Origin of the sequence: Pseudoruegeria sp. HB172150 (assembly GCF_013184805.1) — a bacterium.
Taxonomy (GTDB): Bacteria; Pseudomonadota; Alphaproteobacteria; order Rhodobacterales; family Rhodobacteraceae; genus Psychromarinibacter.
Genome location: NZ_JAATNG010000007.1, coordinates 140,557 through 159,634, shown reverse-complemented (window position 1 = coordinate 159,634; position 19,078 = coordinate 140,557). Strand labels below are relative to the sequence as shown.

Sequence of the window (19,078 nt, the reverse complement as noted above, 5' to 3'; positions counted from 1 at the left end):
CAGTGGTCTTTAAACGGCGGACGCCTCGCACCTGGCTGCAGTTCATCGCCGAGGGGTTCTGGCCGAGGGGCGGCTGGAACCGCGCATTCTATTATGTCGTCCACCGTCTGCGCCGCCTGCCCGACCCGCCGCACCGCATCGCACGCGGAATCGCCGCCGGGGTCTTTGTCTGCTTTACGCCTTTCTTCGGGTTTCATTTCCTGCTGGCGGCAATTCTGGCTTTCATTATGCAGGGCAACATACTTGCGGCGCTGATGGCCACTTTCGTCGGCAACCCGCTGACTTTTCCTTTCATCGCAGCCATCAGCCTGGAGGTCGGAAGCTGGATCCTGGATCACCATGCCACGGTGCCGATCCACCGTGTTTTTGGCGCCTTCAGCCAGGCGAGCCAGGAAATCTGGCACAACCTGCAATCCGTCTTCAACGACGACTTGGCACACTGGGATCGGCTGCAGCGGTTCTGGTACACGGTGTTCTTGCCATACATCGTCGGCGGGATCATTCCAGGCATCATCTTCGGTACGATCTCCTACGCACTGGCGCTTCCCGCCGTGAAGGCCTATCAGGCGCGACGGGTGAAGAAGCTGCGGGAACGCTACGAGAAACGCCGGATCGCGATGGCGCGGGCCGGGGCGGCGAAATCGGGCAGCGCTCCCGCCGAGTAAGGAGGCCGCCATGCAGCCCTTGGGCAAGCTTCGGCTTGGTGTGAATATCGACCACGTCGCCACCGTGCGGAATGCGCGCGGCTCGGCCTATCCGGACCCGGTGCGCGCCGCGCAATTGGCGGAAGAGGCCGGCGCCGACGGTATCACAGCGCATCTGCGCGAAGACCGGCGGCATATTTCAGACGAGGATATCGCGCGGCTTGCGGAAACGCTGACGGTGCCGCTGAACTTCGAGATGGCGGCGACCGAGGAGATGCAGGCAATCGCGCTGCGACACCGGCCGCACGCCGTGTGCCTCGTTCCGGAGAAGCGCGAGGAGCGGACGACCGAGGGCGGGCTCGAAGTGGCGCGAGAGGAGAACAAGCTGGCGCATTTCATCGCGCCGTTGGCCGATGCCGGGTGCCGGGTGTCGATCTTCATCGCCGCTGATCGGCGCCAGATCGAGGCTGCCGCGCGGATCGGTGCGGCGGTGGTGGAACTGCACACCGGGGCCTATTGTGACTTTCATGCCGAGGGAAAATCAGAAGAGCGCGACGCCGAGCTGGAGCGGATGCGCGAGATGGCGAGCTTCGCCCATTCGCTGGGGCTCGAGGTGCATGCGGGCCACGGGCTGACCTATGACACGGTGCAGCCGGTCGCCGCCTTTCCCGAGGTGATGGAGCTGAACATCGGCCATTTCCTGATCGGCGAGGCGATTTTCCTCGGGCTGAAGCCGGCAATCGCGCGGATGCGCGAGCTGATGGACGAGGCACGCAGCTGACGCCTCAGCCCGGTGTCAGGGCCGGGGCGAAGGGTCCGACCTGCGTGGTTTCGCCCTGAAGCACGAGAAACGCCGCCACGATCAAACCACGCTGGCGGTAGTCTTCGGCAATTGTCAGACCCCGGTTGAGAGCCGCACGGACTTCCTCCTTTGACAGGATCGGTACACCGGTCGTGACCGGGCGGTCGCCAAGGTCGCTGTCGGGGGACAGGTCGCGTGCTGGTGTGCGGGTTATTCCGGAATGGTCCGGCAGGTCCACCGCATTGGCGATCAGCGTCGCCGCAACGTCGGCCATCGCCGCGGTCCGCGCTAGCACCGTTACACTGTCGGCAATTCCCAGCGAATGACTGCGCCCGCGCCAGCCGGACGTCGCGATGCCACGGATCGGATCGGCATGGGTGATCGTCACCTGCGCCGGGACCGGCGCGGCGATAGCGGCGTTGGTGCTGGCGCCCGGCGTAAGGTGGATCGCGACGTCGCCGCCGTTGTTGGCGTAGGCCTTGTCGACGCCGTCGCCGCCCAACAAACCGCAGATCTCATCCGCCACGGCGCCCGCCACGGCGGCCATCGGAGTCACGAAGACTGGCGCAAAGGGTCCGGTAGCGGCAAGCATCGCCTGAGCGACAGGCCCGTACAGCCTCGGGGCGTCGGTGACCGGGCGGCGGAGTTCAGGGAGCTCGGCGGCCAGTTCGGCGAGCAGCCCTTCGAACCGAAACTCAGCACGCGCATAGGCCGCCTCGCGGCCCGGCCCCTCCGCCCCGGCGATGATGTCGATGGGCCCGTGCTGCAAATGGAGCCGCCCGTCCGGCAGCCGCACGGCACTGGCGCGTTCCACCGGTTACTTCCGCCGCGGCGCGATCCCGCGGGCCGCCGCCCCGTATTCGCCACCGGTGGCGAGGATATCATCCACGTCGCGCACCGCCGCGTCATGGCCGCCGAGCGCGCGGTAGTCTTCGCGCCGCAGGGTGAATTCCAGCGGCGCCACTAGAGCAGGCGTCGGTACGTAGCCGAAGGAATTGGTCGGCATCGTGGTGACGTCGACCATCAGGGTGATGCCGCCCCCCGGCCAGACATAGACCGGCGCGCCACCGCAGGTGACCTGCGTCTTCAGCGCCTGCACCGAGCGGGTCAGCTTCACGGGGTTGGTTGTCACGCCCGAGCGCAACGATCCTCCCGCGCCGCCCATGAACATGACCGTGCAAAGCGCTGGTTCGCAGTTCTCGGCGATCAGCTCCACGGTGCGGACCAACGTGTCGGGCAGCGGCGCGGGTTCCGGCACCAGGTCGTCATTCAGAACATAGTAGCCGTACTGCTCACCGGTGGTGGAAACCATCAGCAGGGTCAGCCCCGGATGCGCCCCCTTCTCCGGCCGCCACGGGCCGAGGATGGTCAAAGGATCCTCGATATCCGTGCCGCCCCAGCCAAGGCCCGGCTCAGCCACCTGGAAATAGCGTCCGGGTGTCGACCGGCGCCCCTTGATACGGATGCCGGTGTCGGGCCAGCCAATGACCTTTCCCGCCTGATGCTCGCTGACCACCCCGGTGATGTGATCGTCGACCACGACCACCTCGTCCACCAGCCCCTGCCACTGCGCGGCAAACATGCCGATGGTGGCGGACCCGCAGCCGACACGCATCCGCTCCTCGCGCCGGCCGTCGACGATGGGCGGCTGACCCGCCTGCACCACCACCTCGGCGCCGCTGTCGATGGTCAGCGTCACCGCCTCGCGATTGCAGAGCTTCATCAGCGCGTCGCAGGTGGCGCGGCCCTCGGCTTTGGACCCACCCGTCAGATGATCGACGCCGCCCAGCGACAGCATCTGCGAGCCGTATTCCGAGGTCATCACATGCCCGATCACCTCGCCGCCCGCACGCACGGCAGAGGCCTCGTGGCCAAGATGACGGTCTGTGTCGATCTTCACCTTGACGCCACAGTAGCTGAAGATCGCTTCGGTCACGACGGTGACGAGATCCGCGCCGTCGACCTGGCGCGAGATAATGAAGGGCGCGGGCTTGTAATCGGGATAGGTCGTGCCTGCGCCGACGGCGGTGATGAAAAGATCGTCGTCGGGAACGATGTTGCCGTCCCAGTCGCGGCCGAGAAACGGCACGATCTCTCCGCCCTCCTCGATGCGCTTGTCGATCACGGTCAGCGGGTCGCAGCGCGTGATCCGCCCGTCGATATTGGCATAACGGTCGCAGGCTCCCGCGCGGCCCTCGGCGATGTAGCACATCACCGGGCAGGCGTCGCAGCGGATCTTCTCCGTCTTTGCCGCCGGGATGTCGCCCGTCGAGGTATCGGCGCGGGTTGTCATTCTGCGGACCTGATCGCGGCCAGCACCCGATGCGGCAGGGCAGGCAGCCGGGTGATGCGCGCGCCGGACGCGTCGCGGATCGCGTTGAGGATCGCCGGGGCGGTTGGGATAAGGACATGCTCGCCAAGGCCCTTGGCGCCCATCGGCCCCTCGGGGTCAGCCTTCTCGATGAAGATCGAGCGGATCTCGGGCATATCGCCGAAGGTCGGGATCAGGTAGTCGTGCAGGTTCTCCGTCCGGCCGGGGATGTACTCCTCCATAAGCGCCATGCCGAGTCCCTGCGCGACGCCACCTTCCACCTGTCCCTCGGCCAGCAACGGGTTCACCACGCGGCCCAGATCGTGGGCGGCGGTGATGCGCAGGACCTTCACGGTGCCCAGCGTCATGTCCACCGCGACCTCTGCGATCTGCGCGCCGTAGCCGTAGACGGCATAAGGCTCGCCCTGCCCGTTCTCGTCGAGCGGCAGGGTAGGCGGGTCGTAGGTCTCCTCGGCCGCGAGGACATAGCCGTGCGCATCTGCAGGCAGATCGCCGAGGCGGATTTCGCGGGCCGCCTTGCCGTCGGTGACTGTCAATGCGTCACCCTCCAGCGACAGGGTCGCATCGTCGCCCATGTTGCTCATGACGAGGATCTTGCTGCGCAGCATTTTCCCCGCCAGCATCGCCGCCTTTCCTGTCACGAAGGTCTGGCGCGAGGCGGAAGTCTTGCCGCAATCGGGCGTCTTAGCTGTGTCGCCATCGACCAGCGTCATCTGCCCGACCGGCAGGCCGAGCGCGTCGGCACAGAGCTGCGCGACGACAGTATTCGACCCCTGTCCGATATCCGCTGCGCCCTGATGCAGGACCAGCGCTCCGCTAGCGGTGATGCCAAGGCGGATGGTCGAGGGGTTCGGCAGCCCGGTATTGCCGCAGCCATACCAGCAGGAGGCAACGCCGATACCGCGGCGGATACTCCCGGCGATGCCCTGTACTCGGACCTCATCGGACGCGCGTTCCCAATGCGGTTTCAACGCTTCAAGGCACTCCGCGATACCGATGCCACCGGGTTTCTGACCGCAGACGGTACGGTCCCCATCGCGCAGGGCATTGATCAGGCGGAAATCCAGACGGTCGATCCCGGCTGCCTTGGCGAGGTCGTCATAAAGCGCCTCCTGCACCAGCGCCGCTTGCGGCACGCCGAAGCCACGGAAGGCCCCGGCGGCCGGGCCGTTGGTGTGCATTGCGCGCGCCTCGGCGTGGTAATTCGGCGTGCGGTAAGGGCCGGAGGCGTGGACCGGCACGCGCACGGCGACGGTCGGACCCCAGCTGGCATAGGCACCAGTGTTGAAATCGCCGTCGAAGGTCATCGCGGTGACGTGGCCCTCGGCGTCACAACCGATCCGGCCGGTCATCCGCGCCGGGTGCCGCTTCGTCGTCGAGGCCATGCTTTCAGAGCGGGTGTAGACCATGCGGCAGGGACGCCCGGTCCTAAGCGCAGCGAGGCCGATCAACGGCTGCAGCGAAACGTCGAGCTTCGCGCCAAACCCGCCGCCGGTCGCCGCCGGAATTACGCGGACCCTGTCGCGCGGCAGGCCAAGGACCTTGGCGGTTTCGTCGCGGTCCATCACCGGCGCCTGGGTGCAGGCACGGATCACCAGCGTGTCGCCGTCGAGCCAGGCGATACCGGCCTCGGGCTCGATATAGGCGTGCTCGACATAGGCGGTGTCGATGGTGGTTTGCGCGGTAAAGGCGGATTGCGCCAGCGCTCCCTCGGCATCGCCGCAGCGGACAAGACCGGCGATCATCCGGTTGCCGGGTCGCGTCGGGTGCAGATCTGCCTCGGGCAGGTGGTCGAGGTCGATGCCAGAGTCTTCCGGGGTCCAGTCAACGGGGAAGGTAGAAAGGTCCAGCCCGTCGAGTGTCGCGGCTTCGCCGACGACGATGGCGATCGCTTCGCCGCGTTGCCTCACTCGGTCACCAGCGATGGCGGGCTGGTCGACGAAATCGGGGATCGTGCCGAACAGGTTCTCGCCCGGGATATCGGCGGCGGTGAAGACCTCTACCTTCCCGGTCGCCTTCGCCGCCCACCCAGCGATGTCGCCGAGCGTGAACCGCGCCGCGTGGTGCGGCGAGCGGATCGCGCGCACTTCCAGCGTATCGGGCAGCACGAGGTCGGCACCATAACTTTCCTCGCCCGTGACCTTGGGGCCTCCGTCCAGCCGTTCGAGCCTTGCGCCAACGGCTTTGCCGGACACCGGGCACGCTGCCGCCGGTCGCTCGGCGCCGGTATCGCAGACAGCATCCACGATCTTGGCATAGCCGGTGCACCGGCAGAGAACGCCGCCAAGCGCATCCTCGACCTCGGCACGCGACGGCGCCGGATTGCTGCGCAGCAATGCCGCGGCGGTGGTCAGCAAGCCGGGCGTGCAGATGCCGCATTGCGCCGCGCCATGGCGCAGAAAGCTTTGCTGCAGCCGGGGCAGTTCGCTGGCCATACCCTCGACCGTCGTGACCTCTGCCCCGTCGGCCCGGATGGCGGGGGTAAGGCAGGCGCAGACCGGCTCGCCGTTCAGCAGGACGGTACACGCGCCGCAGTCGCCGGCGTCGCAGCCAATCTTCGTTCCGAACAGCCGCAGATCCTCGCGCAGTACCTCCGACAGGCGGCGGCCGGGCGTGGCGGCAAATGGCGTAACCGCCCCATTGACGCGCATCTGCAGCTTTCCGAAGGGCCGGTTCATGCCGCAGCCTCCGCCGGTTTCGCTGCGCAGCGAAGCAGCAGTCGCCGGACGAGTTCGGTGGCGGCGGTCAGCCTGTAGGCGGCATCCCCCCGGATGTCGTCGATGGGCGACAACTCGGGCGTGACGATGTCCTCGGTGACCATCGCCGCCGCCTCGGTGACCGGGTGACCCGCAAGGCGCTGCTCCAGCGCGGCAAGCCGGACCGCCACAGGCGCGCAGGCCCCCACCGCGATGGCCGCGCTTCGGATCAGCCCGTCTTCGATCTCCACCCGCGCCGCGGCCATGGCGATGGAGATCACCAGATACTTCCGCGCGCCGAGCTTCAGGAAGTCACCTTGTCCCGACGCTGACGCTTCCGGCATCAGGATGGCCGTCACAATCTCTCCCGGCCGCAGCGCGGTGCGCCTCGCGCCAAGCAGGAATTCCTGTAGCGACAGCACCCGCGCACCTTCGGCGGAGCGCAGTTCGACGGACGCGTCCAGCGTCAGAAGGCAGGGCGCGCCATCCGCGGCGGGCGAGGCGGTGCAGAGGTTGCCCGCCACGGTTCCCGCGTTCTGGATCTGCACCGATCCCACCTCGCGCGCCGCCGCCTGCAGACCTGCAAAACTCGGCGGCAGGTCGGCGCGCCGCAGGTCCGTCCAGGTCGTTGCCGCGCCGATCCGCCAAACACCCGCATCCAGAGAAATCCCACGCAAGGCAGGAATAGCGGTGATGTCGAGGATATCGCCCTTCAGCGCCTTGGCCGTCGTCGCCGGGTAAAGGTCCGTACAGCCTGCCGCCACCGTCAGCCCGCCCGCCGCCAGAAGATCCAGCGCTTCCTGCAGCTCCATGGGTCGGTGATAGGCGGTCAAGCACCCCTCCTGTGGCAAGCGTCGGTAAAAGACTGCGCCCGCGCCCCGAGCACTGTCAATGGTGCCGCCCTAGACCCCGAGGTACCGGTCAATCACGACATGCTGCCCGCGCAAATCTTCGGCAGCCCAGGTTTCGCGTGCATGCCCGTTCTCCAGAAATGTCACGCGGTCGGCGACGTTCAGCACCGCGTCGACGCGCTGCTCCACCAGCAGAATGGCGACACCCTCGGAACGGAGGCGCACGATCACCTCGCGGATTGCATCGATCATCGACGGCTGCAGGCCCTCGGTGGGTTCGTCCAGCAGCAAGACCTTGGGCTCGACGCAAAGCGCGCGCGCCGTCGCCAGCATCTGCTGTTCGCCGCCGGACAGGGTCTGCGCCCGTTGGGTCAGGCGTTCGCGCAGGCGGGGAAACAGGTCCAGCACCCGCTCGCGGACGGCGGGGCCGGATCGGCGCGTCATCAGCCCGATCTCGAGGTTCTGCGCCACCGTCAGTTCCCCGAAAAGCCGCCGCCCCTGCGGGATGTACCCCACACCCGTGCGCCCGACCTTGTGCGCCGGAAGCGCGCCGATCCCCTCGCCGTCCAGCACGATCTCGCCGGACCAGAGCGGCAGCACCCCGGCAATGGCCTTCATCGTCGTGGTCTTCCCGGCGCCGTTTCGGCCCAGCAGGCAGTGGATCTCACCCGCCTGCACATCCAGCGACACCTCGCGCAGCACCTGCGCCTGTCCGTACCCTGTGGAGATGCCCTTGAGTTCCAGCATCACCCGGTCCCCAGATAGGCGGCCTGCACCTCGCGGTTGGCGCGGATCTCCGCCGGGGCGCCCTCCGCCAGCACTTCGCCGAAGTTCAGCACGGTGATCGCGTCTGCGACCTCCATCACCACGGCCATGTTGTGCTCGATCAGCAGGATCGTGGCCTCGGCCTTCAGTTCGCGGATCAGCGCGACGAAATCCTCGATCTCGCTGTCCGCCAGCCCCTGCGTCGGCTCGTCGAGGATCAGCAGACGCGGCTTCTGCGCCAGACCCATCGCGATCTCCAGAAGCCGCTGATGACCATAGGACAGGTCGCCCGCCAGCTGTTCGGCGCGGTCCGCCAGCCCGACCCGGCGTAGCGCCTCGGGAACGTCCTTGGCTACGTTGCCCTTCCGCCGCCGCACCGCCAGCGCCACGTTCTCGTGGCAGGACAGCCGCGCAAAGACCGATGTGATCTGGAACGTATAGGCCATCCCGGCCCGGATCCGGCGATGCGCTGGCAGGCGCGAGATATCGGTGCCGTCGAACCGCACCGTCCCCGCCGAGGGCTCGATCCGGCCGCAGAGCATGCCGACAAATGTGGTCTTCCCCGCGCCATTCGGCCCGATCAGCGCGCGGACCTCGCCCTCCTCCAGCGCGAAGGACACGTCATGTACGGCGCGCAGACCGCCGAACTCCTTCGACAGGCCGGAGGTCGACAACAGGCTCATGGCAGCCCCCGCCAGACCCGGGCGCGGATCTCCCCGCCAATCCCCTGCCGCGCGAACAGTGTCAGCGCGATCAGCACCGCGCCGACGACCGCCATGTAGGCCGACGTGTAGCCGCTAGTTATGTCGATCAGGTAGAACGTGAAAAGCGCCCCGATGAATGGCCCGATCAGCGTGCCAGCACCGCCCAGCAGCACCCAGAGCAGCGGCAGGATCGAATACTGCACGCCCGCGAAACTTGCCCCCGCATAGCCGAACAGCAGCGCATAGACCGCGCCCGCTGTGGCCGACATCGTGCCGGATATCACCACCGCCCCCAGCTTGTGTGCGAAGATGTCGTAGCCCAGCATCTGCGCCCGGTCCTCGTTCTCGCGGATCGCGATCAGGACCTTTCCGAACCCGCTCCGCACAAGCCACAGCGACAGCATCAGGCAGGTAGCGAAGACCAGCAGCGCGAGGAAATAGCGCGTCGTCGGGTCGCTTGGGTCGATACCCCAGAACACGCGTTGCACCTGCTGCAGGACAAAGCCTTCCTCGCCCCGGGTCCAGGTGGTGAAGTACAGGATCGTCAGGTACGCCGCCTGCGAGAACATCAGCGTCACGATCATGAAGGCCACGCCCACCGTGCGAAGCGCCAGCGCCCCCACCAGCGCAGACAGCACCGCGCCGGAAAGAAGCCCCGCCAGCAGCGCCGGGGGTGGCGTCCAGCCGAGATGCCGGACAGTCAGCGCCATGCCGTACATGCCCGCGGCAAAGAACATCGCATGGCCGAGGCTCAGAAGCCCGGTATATCCGAACAGCAGGTTATACCCCATCGCGTAGGTGGCCAGCACCATGACCCGCGCCATGTTGCCGTGATGATAGGCCGGCAGCACGAACTGCAGCGCGAAGAGCACCGCGATCAGGCCAAGATGCAGGATCACCGCCTTCGCCGTCTCGGTCATGCGGTGCGCGTCCCGAACAGCCCCTGCGGCCGGAACACCAGCACCAGCGCGACAAGCAGCGTCGCGAGGATCTTCGCCAGCGTCGGCGAGAAGAACACCGAAATGATCCCGTCCGACATCCCAATCAGCAGCGCCGCGACCACGGTTCCCGGCAGCGATCCCAACCCGCCGATGATCACCACGATGAAGGACAAGAGCAGCGGATCGCCCCCCATCAGGTAATGCGCCTGCTGAATCGGCACGATCAGCACCGCCCCCAGCGCCGCCAGTCCCGCGCCAAGGCCGAAGGTAAAGGCATAGACCCGCTCCACCGGGATGCCGAAGACCTGCGCCATCTCGCCGTCAAGCTGCGTCGCCCGCATCACCAGCCCCATCTTCGTGTGCCGCATCAGCAGCCAGACGGCTTCCAGCACCACCGCCGCCGCGGCGATCACGAAAAGCTTGTAGGACGTGGTCGACAGGCCCCACGGCCAGTACAGCTGCAGCCCGTTCTCGCCCCATTCGAACCAGGGCAACGCCAGCCGCGTGTTGAACGGCGGCTCCACCGGCCGCGCTTCCGGCCCATAGGTCATCAGCACGACCTGCTGGATCACGTAGAGAAGCCCGATCGTCACCACGATGGTGCGCTCCGGGTCATAGTCGATCCGCTTCAGGATCGTCACATCGGCCAGCGCCGCCACCGCGCCGACCAGCATGGGCGCGATCACCAGCGCCGCGACGAACCCGATGGCCACGTGGCCGCCAAACCAGGACGACACCCACCAGGCCAGCACCGCGCCCAGCATGAAGAACTCGCCATGCGCGACGTTGACCACCCGCATGATCCCGAAGACAAGGCTCAGCCCCACGGCGGTCAGCGCCAGCACCGCCGCCGTCACCGCGCCCTCCAGCGAGGCGAGCATTAAATAGGGTCCGAATTCCAACGGCCTAGCTCCCCAATGCGGTCACGCCGCCGTCTCCAGCTTGGGCCTGTGGATCAACTGCCAGTTCACGCCGAACTTGTCCGCCAGCCAGACGAAACGTTCCGCGAACGGGTATTCGTCCACCGGCATCATCGCCGCGCCGCCCTCCAGCAGTTTCTCCGCGGCGCCGTCCACGTCCTTCGCCGCATCGCATTCGACGAAAACCGACATCGCGGCGGTGAAGTCGAACTGCGGCACGTCGTGCCCGTCGATCAGCCGCAGCCGCGCCGCCCCGATCTGTAGGACGGCCAGCCGCAGGTTGCCCTCCGGCCCTTCCTCACCCGGCCCGTAGATTTCCGCCTGCAGCACGATGGCGTCCGGAAAGGCCGAGACGTAGAATTCCAGCGCCTCGCGCGCGCCTTTGCGGAACGCGAGGAAAGGCGAAATCGCGGTGATCATCGGATGGCTCCCGGCATGGACAGGTCTTTCAACAGGAACGGCGCCACCCCGCGCGCCTCGGGGGCCTGTGGTCCGGCCCCCTGCTTCTTCTGGCCAGAAATATCCCCGCCGGAGGCTCCCGCATCAACCGCGAAAGCCCCCGTCGGAAGGCTCAGAACGACATCGTCGTGTAATCCACCTCGTCCGGATACAGCGTGTCCTCGATCGAGGTCGTGTGCACCACGTTCAGCTTTCCGCCGCCGACCTGGCTGATGTATTGAGGGCCGAAGACCTGGTGCGTCTTGCCGTTGAACAGCTTGGCGCCCTGCGGGTGCTCGTTCGACTGCGGCATGTCGGTGATCGCCTCGACCGCCTCCACCAGCGCCTGCCGGTCTTCCGGCCCGGAATAACCCGCCGCTTCCATGCCCGCCTTGATCACGTAAAGCGTTTCCCAGCAGCCGAACATGTGGGCGTAGGTCGACACGTCGGTCGGGTCGCTGACCGAGGCGCCGTTGGCGTCGACGCCGACCTTCTCGCGGTAGAACTTGTCGTACTCGGTCTGGTCGGCCTGCGCGTAGCGCGGGTTGCCTTCCCAGAAATAGGTGCCGTCCAGGAATTCCAGCCCGGGCGAGGCAAGGTCGACCGCCTCCAACGAGTCGATGAAGCCGAAGATCGCGGGCGCCGACGGGCCGAAGAATTCGCCCAGTTCCTTGACGAAGGTCAGCACGGCGGGACCGACCATCACGTGGTACAGCACCTCGGTATCGCGCGGGATCTTCGGGAAGTACTTGGTGAACGAGGTCTCCGTCGGCGGGATCGGGATCAGCGCGGCGATCTCGCCGCCATTCGCCTCGACCGCGGCAGAGAAGAAATCGCGGTGGTCATGGCCGAAGGCGTAGTCGGGGAAGAGCATGGTGACCTTCTTGCCGAGATTACCCACGACATAGGGCGCCATCGACATCACCTGGCTCTTCACATCGGTGATGCCCGGCTGAAGCGTCCAGCGGTTCAGCGCGCCCGAAGCGACGTGGTGGCCTTCGGAGACCACGAAATAGGGCAGCTTCAGCTCTCCGGCCGTCGGGGCAGAGCCGACGACGACGTGGCTGAACAGCGTACCGAAGGCCAGGTCGCAGCCATGCTGGTTGGCGAATTTCGCGACCACCTCGGCGCCGCGCGCCGGATCGGTGCCGTCATCCTCGGCGATGATCTCAACCGGGCGGCCGTTGATACCGCCGGCCTCGTTGATCAGCGCGGCGGCGGCCGTCGTAGTGCGGTCGTACCAGCGGCCATAGGCGGCGCCGATGCCGGTCTTGTGTACCTGAAAGCCGATCTTGATCGGCTCGGCGCTTTGCGCATGTGTGTAGCGCGCCCAAAGCGGCATAGAGGCGGCAGCGGCGCCCCCGGCGGCCAGCGTCTTGAGCGCGCCGCGGCGTGTGGTGTCGGTCTTGTTCGTCATGATCAGAACCCCCCGGTTCGTGGATTATCGCGGAAACCCCGGCTCCGCCTGTTCTGACCCCAACTCTGCAAAGCAGCCCGCTGCCTGTCCAATGGTTTTTCCTCGGCTCAGAAGCGCGGCGAGGACAGCAGCCAGAGTCCGAACAAAGTGTAGGCAATCATGAACAGCGCCAAAGGGATCTGACTGATCGCTGCGCGCCGGCTGTCTCCGAACGCGCGCAGCGCGACCGCGTGGGCGAGGAGGACGGCAAGGATATGCCCCGCCACGACCGCGCCCGCCTGCGTCAGGTAGATGGTCCGCACGGTGCCGGTCGTGTTGAAGAAGCCGGTCGTCACGTAGAATTCGCCCAGCCCCAGCAGGTCCGCGCCGGTGAGGAACGGATCGCTCAGTGCCACCAGCGAGTATTGCCCGTCGACAAGGAAACTCGTGAGGTAATGCGCGAGGTGATAGCCAAGCGCGATGGGCAGCAGCGTCGGCGCGAAGCGGATGAATGCGGCTCGCAGACCCATGCCGCCACCGACCAGACGCAGGCCAATCCACAGGCTGACGGTCAGAACCGCCAGCAGAAGCGCATTCGCCACCGCCAGCCCGATCAGCGTCTGCGGGACCACCGCGGACCGGCCGGGAAACTCGAACGGGTTCAGGCCCAGCCGGTTGAGCCACCAGAACGTCTCGTTGACGCCATCGAAGCTGCCGGTGCCGAGCAGCAGAACCGAGATCAGCGCCAGTCCCGGCGCGGCGCGCCCCGTCGCGATCTGCCAGCCGGGCAGGCCAATCCGCAACTTCCCGCCCCGTCGCCCGAACAGACCGACCCGCGCATAGGCCGTCAACGCCAGCGTCAGCCCCTCGCCATGCCGCAGCCAGCGCGGGCCGAAGACCAGTGCCATCGCAAAGGTGAAAATCCAGTATAGCCCCACAACCACGGCCAGCCGGTCCGGATCGGACGGAGCCGGGTCAGCCAGCAGGAATCCCGCGAAGGCAAGGAACGTCGCCACGCCCGGCCAGACGCCGAAGCGCCACCGCACTGGCCGACCGGTGAACCGCCGCGCCGCCGCTACCGGCCCGCGCCACGGATTCACCCAGCTCCAGACGTCGCCGACCAGTCCCTGAACGAACACCAGCCCCGCCCAGAACACCGTCCAGATCACCAGCGGCAGCGGGTTCGCCAGCGGATCGCGCGGCCCTTCCAGCCCGGCCACGATCAGCACGACAAGGAACAGAAACGACAGCCAGCTCGTGACCAGCTTCGCCCGGCCGACCTGCCACCGCCACAGGGCCGCCGAGGCAAACACTCCCCGCACCCAACGGGCCGGAAGCACCGCCAGCAACACCACCGTCGCCGCCACCGCCGCAACCCCGGCGCCGGTGTAAACATCTGTCGGCAAAAGCAGCACGAGGCTCTGTTCCGAGGCATGCGCATCCGCCCGGCCCGCGGCCAGCGCAGGAAAGACAGACAACACTTTCGGGAATCGCGTCCGGCGGCTAGGGTTCATGCGGGGAGAGTACGCGGCGGAGGGTGAAGTGAAACCCCTTGCGATTCTTGCCGCATCCGTCGCCGTGCTGGCGGCCGGTGCGGCCCTGTTCCTGATCTTCGGGCGCGCGACGGATATCGCCCTGACCGATGCGCAGCTGGTGCCGATGGGCGGCGGCTATGCGCTGACCGTCAAGATCGACAACCCCGGCCCGCCGGACCGGCTGATCGAGGTGTCGACCGGCGAGGGCCAGCTGATGATGGCGGGCGCATCCTTTACCGAAGGACTGCCGGTTCCCGCCGGTTCGACCCCCGCGCTTGCGATGGATGGCGCGCACGGCATGCTGATGGGCCTGCCGGGCGAGACCGAGGAAGGTCGCCTGGTGCCGATCACCCTGCGCTTTGCCGAGGCCGGCGCCGTCTCGACCCGTGCCCGCGTCGCGGGCGGAATGGACATGGACCATTCCGATTATTACCCGGTTCCGCCGGACGAGCCCGCACCGCATCTGGAGATGCTGGTCGGGCCGGAGGACGACGGCTGGAAGATCATGCTGCAGGCAGAGAACTTCACCTTTTCCGCCGAGGCCGCCGATTCCCCGCACGTACCGGGCATCGGCCACGGGCACCTGTATCTCGACGGGCTGAAGCTGGGCCGGGTCTATGGAACCGAACAGCATGTCGGCGCTCTGCCGCCCGGCGACCACGAGCTTCGCGTCACGCTCAACACCAACGACCACCGCGCCTATTTCGTGGACGGTGCGCCCGTTACTGCCGCCGCCCGGGTCTCGGTGGATTGACACCCGCCGTCATGGCTGTCCTTGATTGCCCGGTCTTTGAATGTGGGCAGGTATGAAGCGCGCAGACTCCGGGCAGGTTGTCGGCATCGATGTTGGCGGAACGTTCACCGACCTGGTTCAGATCGACCAGGCGACGGGGGCCGTCCGCCTCGCCAAGGTGTCTTCCACCACCGACAATCAGGCCCTCGGCGTGCTGAACGCGCTGGCGGCCGCCGACAGTGACCTTGCCGCGCTGGACCTGATCGTTCACGGCACCACGACGACCACCAACGCGGTGCTGGAACGCAAACTGTCCAATACCGGCCTGATCACGACGCAGGGCTTCCGCGACGTGTTGGAACTTGGCCGCCGCACCCGGCCGCAGGCCTACGGGATGAAGGGCGACTTCCGCCCGATCATCCCCCGCGACCTGCGGCTGGAAGTACCGGAACGCATGGACGCGGCCGGCGAAGTAGTCGTCCCGCTGGACGAAAACGCCGTTCTGACAGCGGGAAAGGCGCTGCTGGAAATGGGCTGCGAGTCGGTCGTCGTCCACTTCCTGCACGCCTACGCCAACCCCGCGCACGAGCTTCGCTGCGCGGAAATGCTGCGCAGCATCTGGCCGAACGACTACATCACCATGGGCCACGCCCTGCTATCGGAAAGCCGCGAGTTCGAGCGTGGCGTGACCGCCGCCGTCAACGCCTCGGTCCAGCCGCTGCTCGCCCGCTACATCCGCCACCTTGAGGCAGAGCTGAAGCGCGGCGGATACCGCAGCGAACTGCTTGTGATGAACGGCAACGGCGGCATGGTCTCTGCCGACCGCGTCGCCGAGGAAGCGGCGAAGACGGTCATGTCCGGCCCCGCCTCCGGCGTCATGGCGGCCGCCTATGCCGGACGGGCGGCGGGCGTCGAGAACCTGATCACCTACGACATGGGCGGCACCTCCACCGACGTGGCATTGATCCGCAATGCCGAGCCGCAGGTCTCCAACGAGACCGAGATCGAATACGCCATGCCGATCCACGTGCCGATGGTCGATGTCCGCACCGTCGGCGCAGGCGGCGGCTCCATCGCGCGGGTGAACGCGGCGGGGCTGCTGCAGGTCGGCCCCGAAAGCGCCGGGTCGAACCCCGGCCCGATCTGCTATGGACGCGGCGGAGCGGAACCCACCATCTCCGACGCGAACCTCCTCCTCGGCCGCCTCGACCCGGGACATATCAACGTCGAAGGCGGCGTTTCGCTGCAGGACGTCCGCAGCATTTTCGCGGCGAAACTTGGTGATCCGCTCGGACTCAGCCCTGAGGATGCCGCCGCAGCCGTGATCCGCGTCGCCAACGCCCGCATGGCCGGCGCGATCCGCATGGTCTCTGTCTCGCTCGGCGCCGACCCCCGCGATTTCGCCCTGTTCGCCTTCGGCGGTGCCGGCCCGCTGCATGCTTCAGCACTCGCGAAAGAGCTTGGGATTCCTCGCGTGATGATCCCGCCGCGCCCCGGCATCACCAACGCCATCGGCTGCGTCGTCGCCGACTTGCGCCACAATTACGTCCGCACGATCGGCACCCCGCTGGACAATCTCGACATGGAAATGCTGCGCAGCATTTTCGACGCGCAGACCGCCGAGGGCCGCGACATGATCGATGGAGAGAGCGTTTCGCTGCGCAGCATCCGCAGCGTTCATTCGGTCGATATGCAGTTCATCGGCCAGACTCACCTGATCCGAGTGCCCGTCGCCGACCCGGGCATCAGCCGCGCCGACCTGCAGGCCGAATTCGAGAAGGTCTACCACGACCGCTTCCGCGTCGACCTCGCAGAAATCCGCGCGGCCGTCGTCAACGTGAACACCTCCGTCATCGGAGAGCGTCCTCCCGTCGACCTCTCCACCCTCATCGACCCCGCGGGCCGCGCCGCCACCATGGCCGAGGCGCGCATCACCGCCCGCCCGGTGCAATTCGACGCCGGCCTGCACCAGACCCCGATCTACCGCCGCGAACTCCTGCCGCTGGGCGCCACCCTGCACGGCCCCGCCGTGGTGGAGCAGATGGACACGACCGTGCTGATCGAACCCGGCGACGTGGCCACCTGCGACGCGCAGGGCAACCTGATGGTGGAGGTCGCCCGATGACTACCGCCATGCCCGCAGCTGTCGCAAAGGCCTTCGACGCCTTCCCGCCAGAACCCCGCGCGCTTCTCCTACAGGCCCGCGAAACGATCCTCCAGCTCGCCGACGAAACCAAGGCCGGTCCCATGACCGAGACGCTCAAATGGGGCGAACCTGCCTACCTGACCGAGCAGACGAAGGCAGGCAGCACCATCCGCCTCGGCCTCGTCGGCGGCCAGCCCGCCGTGCTGTTCCACTGCCAGACCACCCTCGTCGACAGCTTCCGCACAGACCTGCCGGACGCCTTCGACTACTCGGGCAACCGCGCCCTGATCCTGGCAGAGTCCAGCGACCCCGACGCGCTCGCTCTCTGTCTGACCCGCGCGCTGACCTATCACCGGGCAAAGAGGGCGGCGTCATGACTCTCGATCCCATCACCCTCTCCGTCATCCAGGCGGGGCTGCTGCAGGTCTGTGACGAGATGGACCTGAGCTTCTCCCGTGCCGCTTTCTCTCCGGTGATCGCCGAGGCCAACGACCGCTCAGACGGCATCTATTCCGCCGAAGACGGCTCCCTCATCGCGCAGGGGGCGGGTGGGCTGCCGGTCTTCGTCGGCACCATGCAATACAGCACCCGCACCCTGATCGAGCGCATCGCGGCGGGTATCACCGCGGCCCCAGACCCCAACGACATCTACATCGTCAACGATCCCTATCTCGGCGGCACCCACCTGATGGACGTCCGTTTCGCCCGGCCGTTCTACCGGAACGGCAAGCTCTACTGCTGGCTCTCCAACACCGGCCACTGGCCCGATACCGGCGGCGCCGTTCCCGGCGGGTTTTCCGCCAGCGCCACCGCCGTGGAACAGGAGGGCCTGCGCCTGCCGCCCGTGAAACTCTTCAAGCGCGGGGAACTGGACCGGGAGATCTACCAGATCATCTGCTCCAACATCCGCGTCGCCGACCAGCGCATCGGCGACGTCAAGGCGCAGGCCGCCGCGCTGATCGTGGGCGAGGACCGGCTGAACGCGCTGATGGACCGTTACGGCGACGAAACGGTGACAGAGGCCATCGCCGAACTCCGCACCCGTGCAGCGCAGCAAATGCGCGCCTTCATCGCGGAGATCCCGGAAGGGCGCTATGAAAGCACCGCGTGGGTCGATAGTGACGGCGTGGTGGACGAACCGCTCGCGATCCGCCTGACCGTCACCCGCAAGAACGACGCGCTGACCTTCGACTTCACCGGCTCCAGCGCCCCCTGCCTTGGCCCGATGAACTCCGTCCGCGCAACGACACTCTCCTCGGTCTACCTCGCCATGCGCCATATCTTCCCGGAGGTCCCGATCTCCGCCGGCGCCTTCGAGCCGCTGCACGTCACCGGCATCGAGGACACCTTCCTCGACGCGCAGTACCCCCGGCCCGTATCGGGATGCGCGGCTGAGGTCTCGCAGCGCATCGCCGAGGCCGTCTTCGCCGCCCTCGTCCCGGCGCTCCCCGACCGCATCACCGCCGCGCCCGCAGGAACCTCCGGCAACTTCGCCCTCGGCGGCCACGACCCGGCGCGCAACCGCGGCTTCGTGATGTACCAGCTCTCCGGCGGCGGCTATGGCGGCAATGCCGACCACGACGGGCTGTCGAACGGCTGCTCCACCATCGGCATCTCCAAGGCGCCGCCGGTCGAGATCATGGAACAGGCCTTCCCGGTTCTCTATCACCACTACCGCCTGCACGAAGGTTCCGGTGGCGCAGGACAGCACCGCGGCGGTTTCGGCCTCGATTACATGGTCGAACTCAGACGCGGGCAGGCGCAGGCGAGCTTCGTCATGGACCACGGCCGCTTTGGTCCGCAGGGCGCGCTGGGCGGCAGCGACGGCGCACCGAACGAGGTGACCGTCTACCAGAACGGCGCGCCGCACGTTCCGCCGCATCTGTCGAAGGAACAGGGCATCCCGCTCGGCCCCGGCGACCGCGTGCACGTGCGCACGCCGGGCGGGGGCGGCTATGGCGATCCCTTCACGCGCGATCCCGAAGCCGTGCGCCGTGACGTCGCGCTGGGCTACTACACCGAAGCGCAGGCAGAGGCGGAATTCGGGGTGGTCCTGTCCGGCGGCAAGGTCGACGCCAAAGGCACCCTCGGTCTGCGCGGTACCCGGCGTTAACCTCTTAAACCTTGTTTCACGCGCCTTGGCGCGCCAGACTGCCTCGAAACGCGCGCCATGCT

At 67.2% G+C, this 19,078-nt stretch carries 17 protein-coding genes; 6 read left to right on the top strand and 11 right to left on the bottom strand.

The window, feature by feature from the left end; genetic code table 11:
• The first annotated feature begins 2 nt into the window (after nt 1-2).
• A complete protein-coding gene (locus HCO70_RS22640; protein ID WP_172300177.1) occupies nt 3-665 on the top strand; it encodes a DUF2062 domain-containing protein in 663 nt (220 codons plus the stop codon).
• A 10-nt stretch (nt 666-675) separates the two neighbouring features.
• Nucleotides 676-1,425: a pyridoxine 5'-phosphate synthase gene (locus tag HCO70_RS22635; RefSeq protein WP_172300176.1), complete on the top strand. Its 750-nt coding sequence runs from the start codon at nt 676-678 to the stop codon at nt 1,423-1,425.
• A gap of 4 nt (nt 1,426-1,429) precedes the next feature.
• On the opposite strand, the gene HCO70_RS22630 is transcribed toward HCO70_RS22635, so the two are convergent.
• The 11 genes from HCO70_RS22630 to HCO70_RS22580 all read right to left on the bottom strand — a co-directional run bounded on the left by HCO70_RS22630 (nt 1,430) and on the right by HCO70_RS22580 (nt 13,970).
• Nucleotides 1,430-2,260, bottom strand: coding sequence for a UPF0280 family protein (locus HCO70_RS22630; RefSeq protein ID WP_172300175.1), 831 nt, complete (start codon nt 2,258-2,260; stop codon nt 1,430-1,432).
• A 3-nt stretch (nt 2,261-2,263) separates the two neighbouring features.
• Entirely contained in the window at nt 2,264-3,739 is a 1,476-nt protein-coding gene (locus HCO70_RS22625; RefSeq protein WP_172300174.1) for a 6-hydroxynicotinate reductase, read from the bottom strand.
• On the bottom strand, nt 3,736-6,456 hold the full coding sequence (locus HCO70_RS22620; RefSeq protein ID WP_172300173.1) for a molybdopterin cofactor-binding domain-containing protein: 2,721 nt from the start codon (nt 6,454-6,456) through the stop codon (nt 3,736-3,738). Before HCO70_RS22620 ends, HCO70_RS22625 begins: the two co-directional genes overlap by 4 nt.
• Nucleotides 6,453-7,307: a xanthine dehydrogenase family protein subunit M gene (locus tag HCO70_RS22615; protein WP_172300172.1), complete on the bottom strand. Its 855-nt coding sequence runs from the start codon at nt 7,305-7,307 to the stop codon at nt 6,453-6,455. The genes HCO70_RS22620 and HCO70_RS22615 overlap by 4 nt, the downstream gene beginning before the upstream one ends.
• Nucleotides 7,308-7,376: 69 nt before the next feature.
• Nucleotides 7,377-8,072: an ABC transporter ATP-binding protein gene (locus tag HCO70_RS22610; protein WP_172300171.1), complete on the bottom strand. Its 696-nt coding sequence runs from the start codon at nt 8,070-8,072 to the stop codon at nt 7,377-7,379.
• Entirely contained in the window at nt 8,072-8,773 is a 702-nt protein-coding gene (locus HCO70_RS22605; RefSeq protein WP_172300170.1) for an ABC transporter ATP-binding protein, read from the bottom strand. Before HCO70_RS22605 ends, HCO70_RS22610 begins: the two co-directional genes overlap by 1 nt.
• A complete protein-coding gene (locus HCO70_RS22600) occupies nt 8,770-9,714 on the bottom strand; it encodes a branched-chain amino acid ABC transporter permease (protein ID WP_172300169.1) in 945 nt (314 codons plus the stop codon). Before HCO70_RS22600 ends, HCO70_RS22605 begins: the two co-directional genes overlap by 4 nt.
• Nucleotides 9,711-10,637 carry a branched-chain amino acid ABC transporter permease gene (locus HCO70_RS22595; RefSeq protein WP_172300168.1) on the bottom strand — a complete coding sequence of 309 codons (927 nt, stop codon included), beginning with the start codon at nt 10,635-10,637 and terminating at the stop codon, nt 9,711-9,713. The genes HCO70_RS22600 and HCO70_RS22595 overlap by 4 nt, the downstream gene beginning before the upstream one ends.
• A 21-nt stretch (nt 10,638-10,658) precedes the next feature.
• Complete coding sequence (locus HCO70_RS22590; protein ID WP_172300167.1) at nt 10,659-11,075, bottom strand: VOC family protein; 417 nt, start codon at nt 11,073-11,075, stop codon at nt 10,659-10,661.
• A gap of 151 nt (nt 11,076-11,226) precedes the next feature.
• Nucleotides 11,227-12,510 carry an ABC transporter substrate-binding protein gene (locus HCO70_RS22585; protein WP_172300166.1) on the bottom strand — a complete coding sequence of 428 codons (1,284 nt, stop codon included), beginning with the start codon at nt 12,508-12,510 and terminating at the stop codon, nt 11,227-11,229.
• Nucleotides 12,511-12,617: 107 nt separating this feature from the next.
• A complete protein-coding gene (locus tag HCO70_RS22580; protein ID WP_172300165.1) occupies nt 12,618-13,970 on the bottom strand; it encodes a hypothetical protein in 1,353 nt (450 codons plus the stop codon).
• A 61-nt stretch (nt 13,971-14,031) separates the two neighbouring features.
• On the opposite strand from HCO70_RS22580, the gene HCO70_RS22575 reads away from it, so the two are divergent.
• Genes HCO70_RS22575 through HCO70_RS22560 form a run of 4 tightly spaced genes read left to right on the top strand, consistent with a single transcriptional unit; the run spans nt 14,032 to nt 19,016 of the window.
• Complete coding sequence (locus HCO70_RS22575) at nt 14,032-14,778, top strand: copper chaperone PCu(A)C (protein ID WP_172300164.1); 747 nt, start codon at nt 14,032-14,034, stop codon at nt 14,776-14,778.
• A gap of 52 nt (nt 14,779-14,830) precedes the next feature.
• The gene (locus HCO70_RS22570) at nt 14,831-16,882 is read left to right on the top strand and encodes a hydantoinase/oxoprolinase family protein (protein ID WP_172300163.1); all 2,052 of its coding nucleotides are present in this window, start codon (nt 14,831-14,833) and stop codon (nt 16,880-16,882) included.
• Nucleotides 16,879-17,280: a DUF1801 domain-containing protein gene (locus HCO70_RS22565; RefSeq protein WP_172300162.1), complete on the top strand. Its 402-nt coding sequence runs from the start codon at nt 16,879-16,881 to the stop codon at nt 17,278-17,280. Before HCO70_RS22570 ends, HCO70_RS22565 begins: the two co-directional genes overlap by 4 nt.
• Nucleotides 17,277-19,016, top strand: coding sequence for a hydantoinase B/oxoprolinase family protein (locus HCO70_RS22560; RefSeq protein ID WP_172300161.1), 1,740 nt, complete (start codon nt 17,277-17,279; stop codon nt 19,014-19,016). Before HCO70_RS22565 ends, HCO70_RS22560 begins: the two co-directional genes overlap by 4 nt.
• Nucleotides 19,017-19,078 lie beyond the last annotated feature (62 nt).

Excerpts from the sequence above, each read along its gene's own strand:
- HCO70_RS22635 (WP_172300176.1), top strand. The coding sequence starts at position 676 with ATGCAGCCCTTGGGCAAGCTTCGGCTTGGTGTGAATATCGACCACGTC.
- HCO70_RS22625 (WP_172300174.1), bottom strand. The coding sequence starts at position 3,739 with ATGACAACCCGCGCCGATACCTCGACGGGCGACATCCCGGCGGCAAAG.
- HCO70_RS22620 (WP_172300173.1), bottom strand. The coding sequence starts at position 6,456 with ATGAACCGGCCCTTCGGAAAGCTGCAGATGCGCGTCAATGGGGCGGTT.
- HCO70_RS22610 (WP_172300171.1), bottom strand. The coding sequence starts at position 8,072 with ATGCTGGAACTCAAGGGCATCTCCACAGGGTACGGACAGGCGCAGGTG.
- HCO70_RS22605 (WP_172300170.1), bottom strand. The coding sequence starts at position 8,773 with ATGAGCCTGTTGTCGACCTCCGGCCTGTCGAAGGAGTTCGGCGGTCTG.
- HCO70_RS22600 (WP_172300169.1), bottom strand. The coding sequence starts at position 9,714 with ATGACCGAGACGGCGAAGGCGGTGATCCTGCATCTTGGCCTGATCGCG.
- HCO70_RS22590 (WP_172300167.1), bottom strand. The coding sequence starts at position 11,075 with ATGATCACCGCGATTTCGCCTTTCCTCGCGTTCCGCAAAGGCGCGCGC.
- HCO70_RS22585 (WP_172300166.1), bottom strand. The coding sequence starts at position 12,510 with ATGACGAACAAGACCGACACCACACGCCGCGGCGCGCTCAAGACGCTG.
- HCO70_RS22570 (WP_172300163.1), top strand. The coding sequence starts at position 14,831 with ATGAAGCGCGCAGACTCCGGGCAGGTTGTCGGCATCGATGTTGGCGGA.
- HCO70_RS22565 (WP_172300162.1), top strand. The coding sequence starts at position 16,879 with ATGACTACCGCCATGCCCGCAGCTGTCGCAAAGGCCTTCGACGCCTTC.
- HCO70_RS22560 (WP_172300161.1), top strand. The coding sequence starts at position 17,277 with ATGACTCTCGATCCCATCACCCTCTCCGTCATCCAGGCGGGGCTGCTG.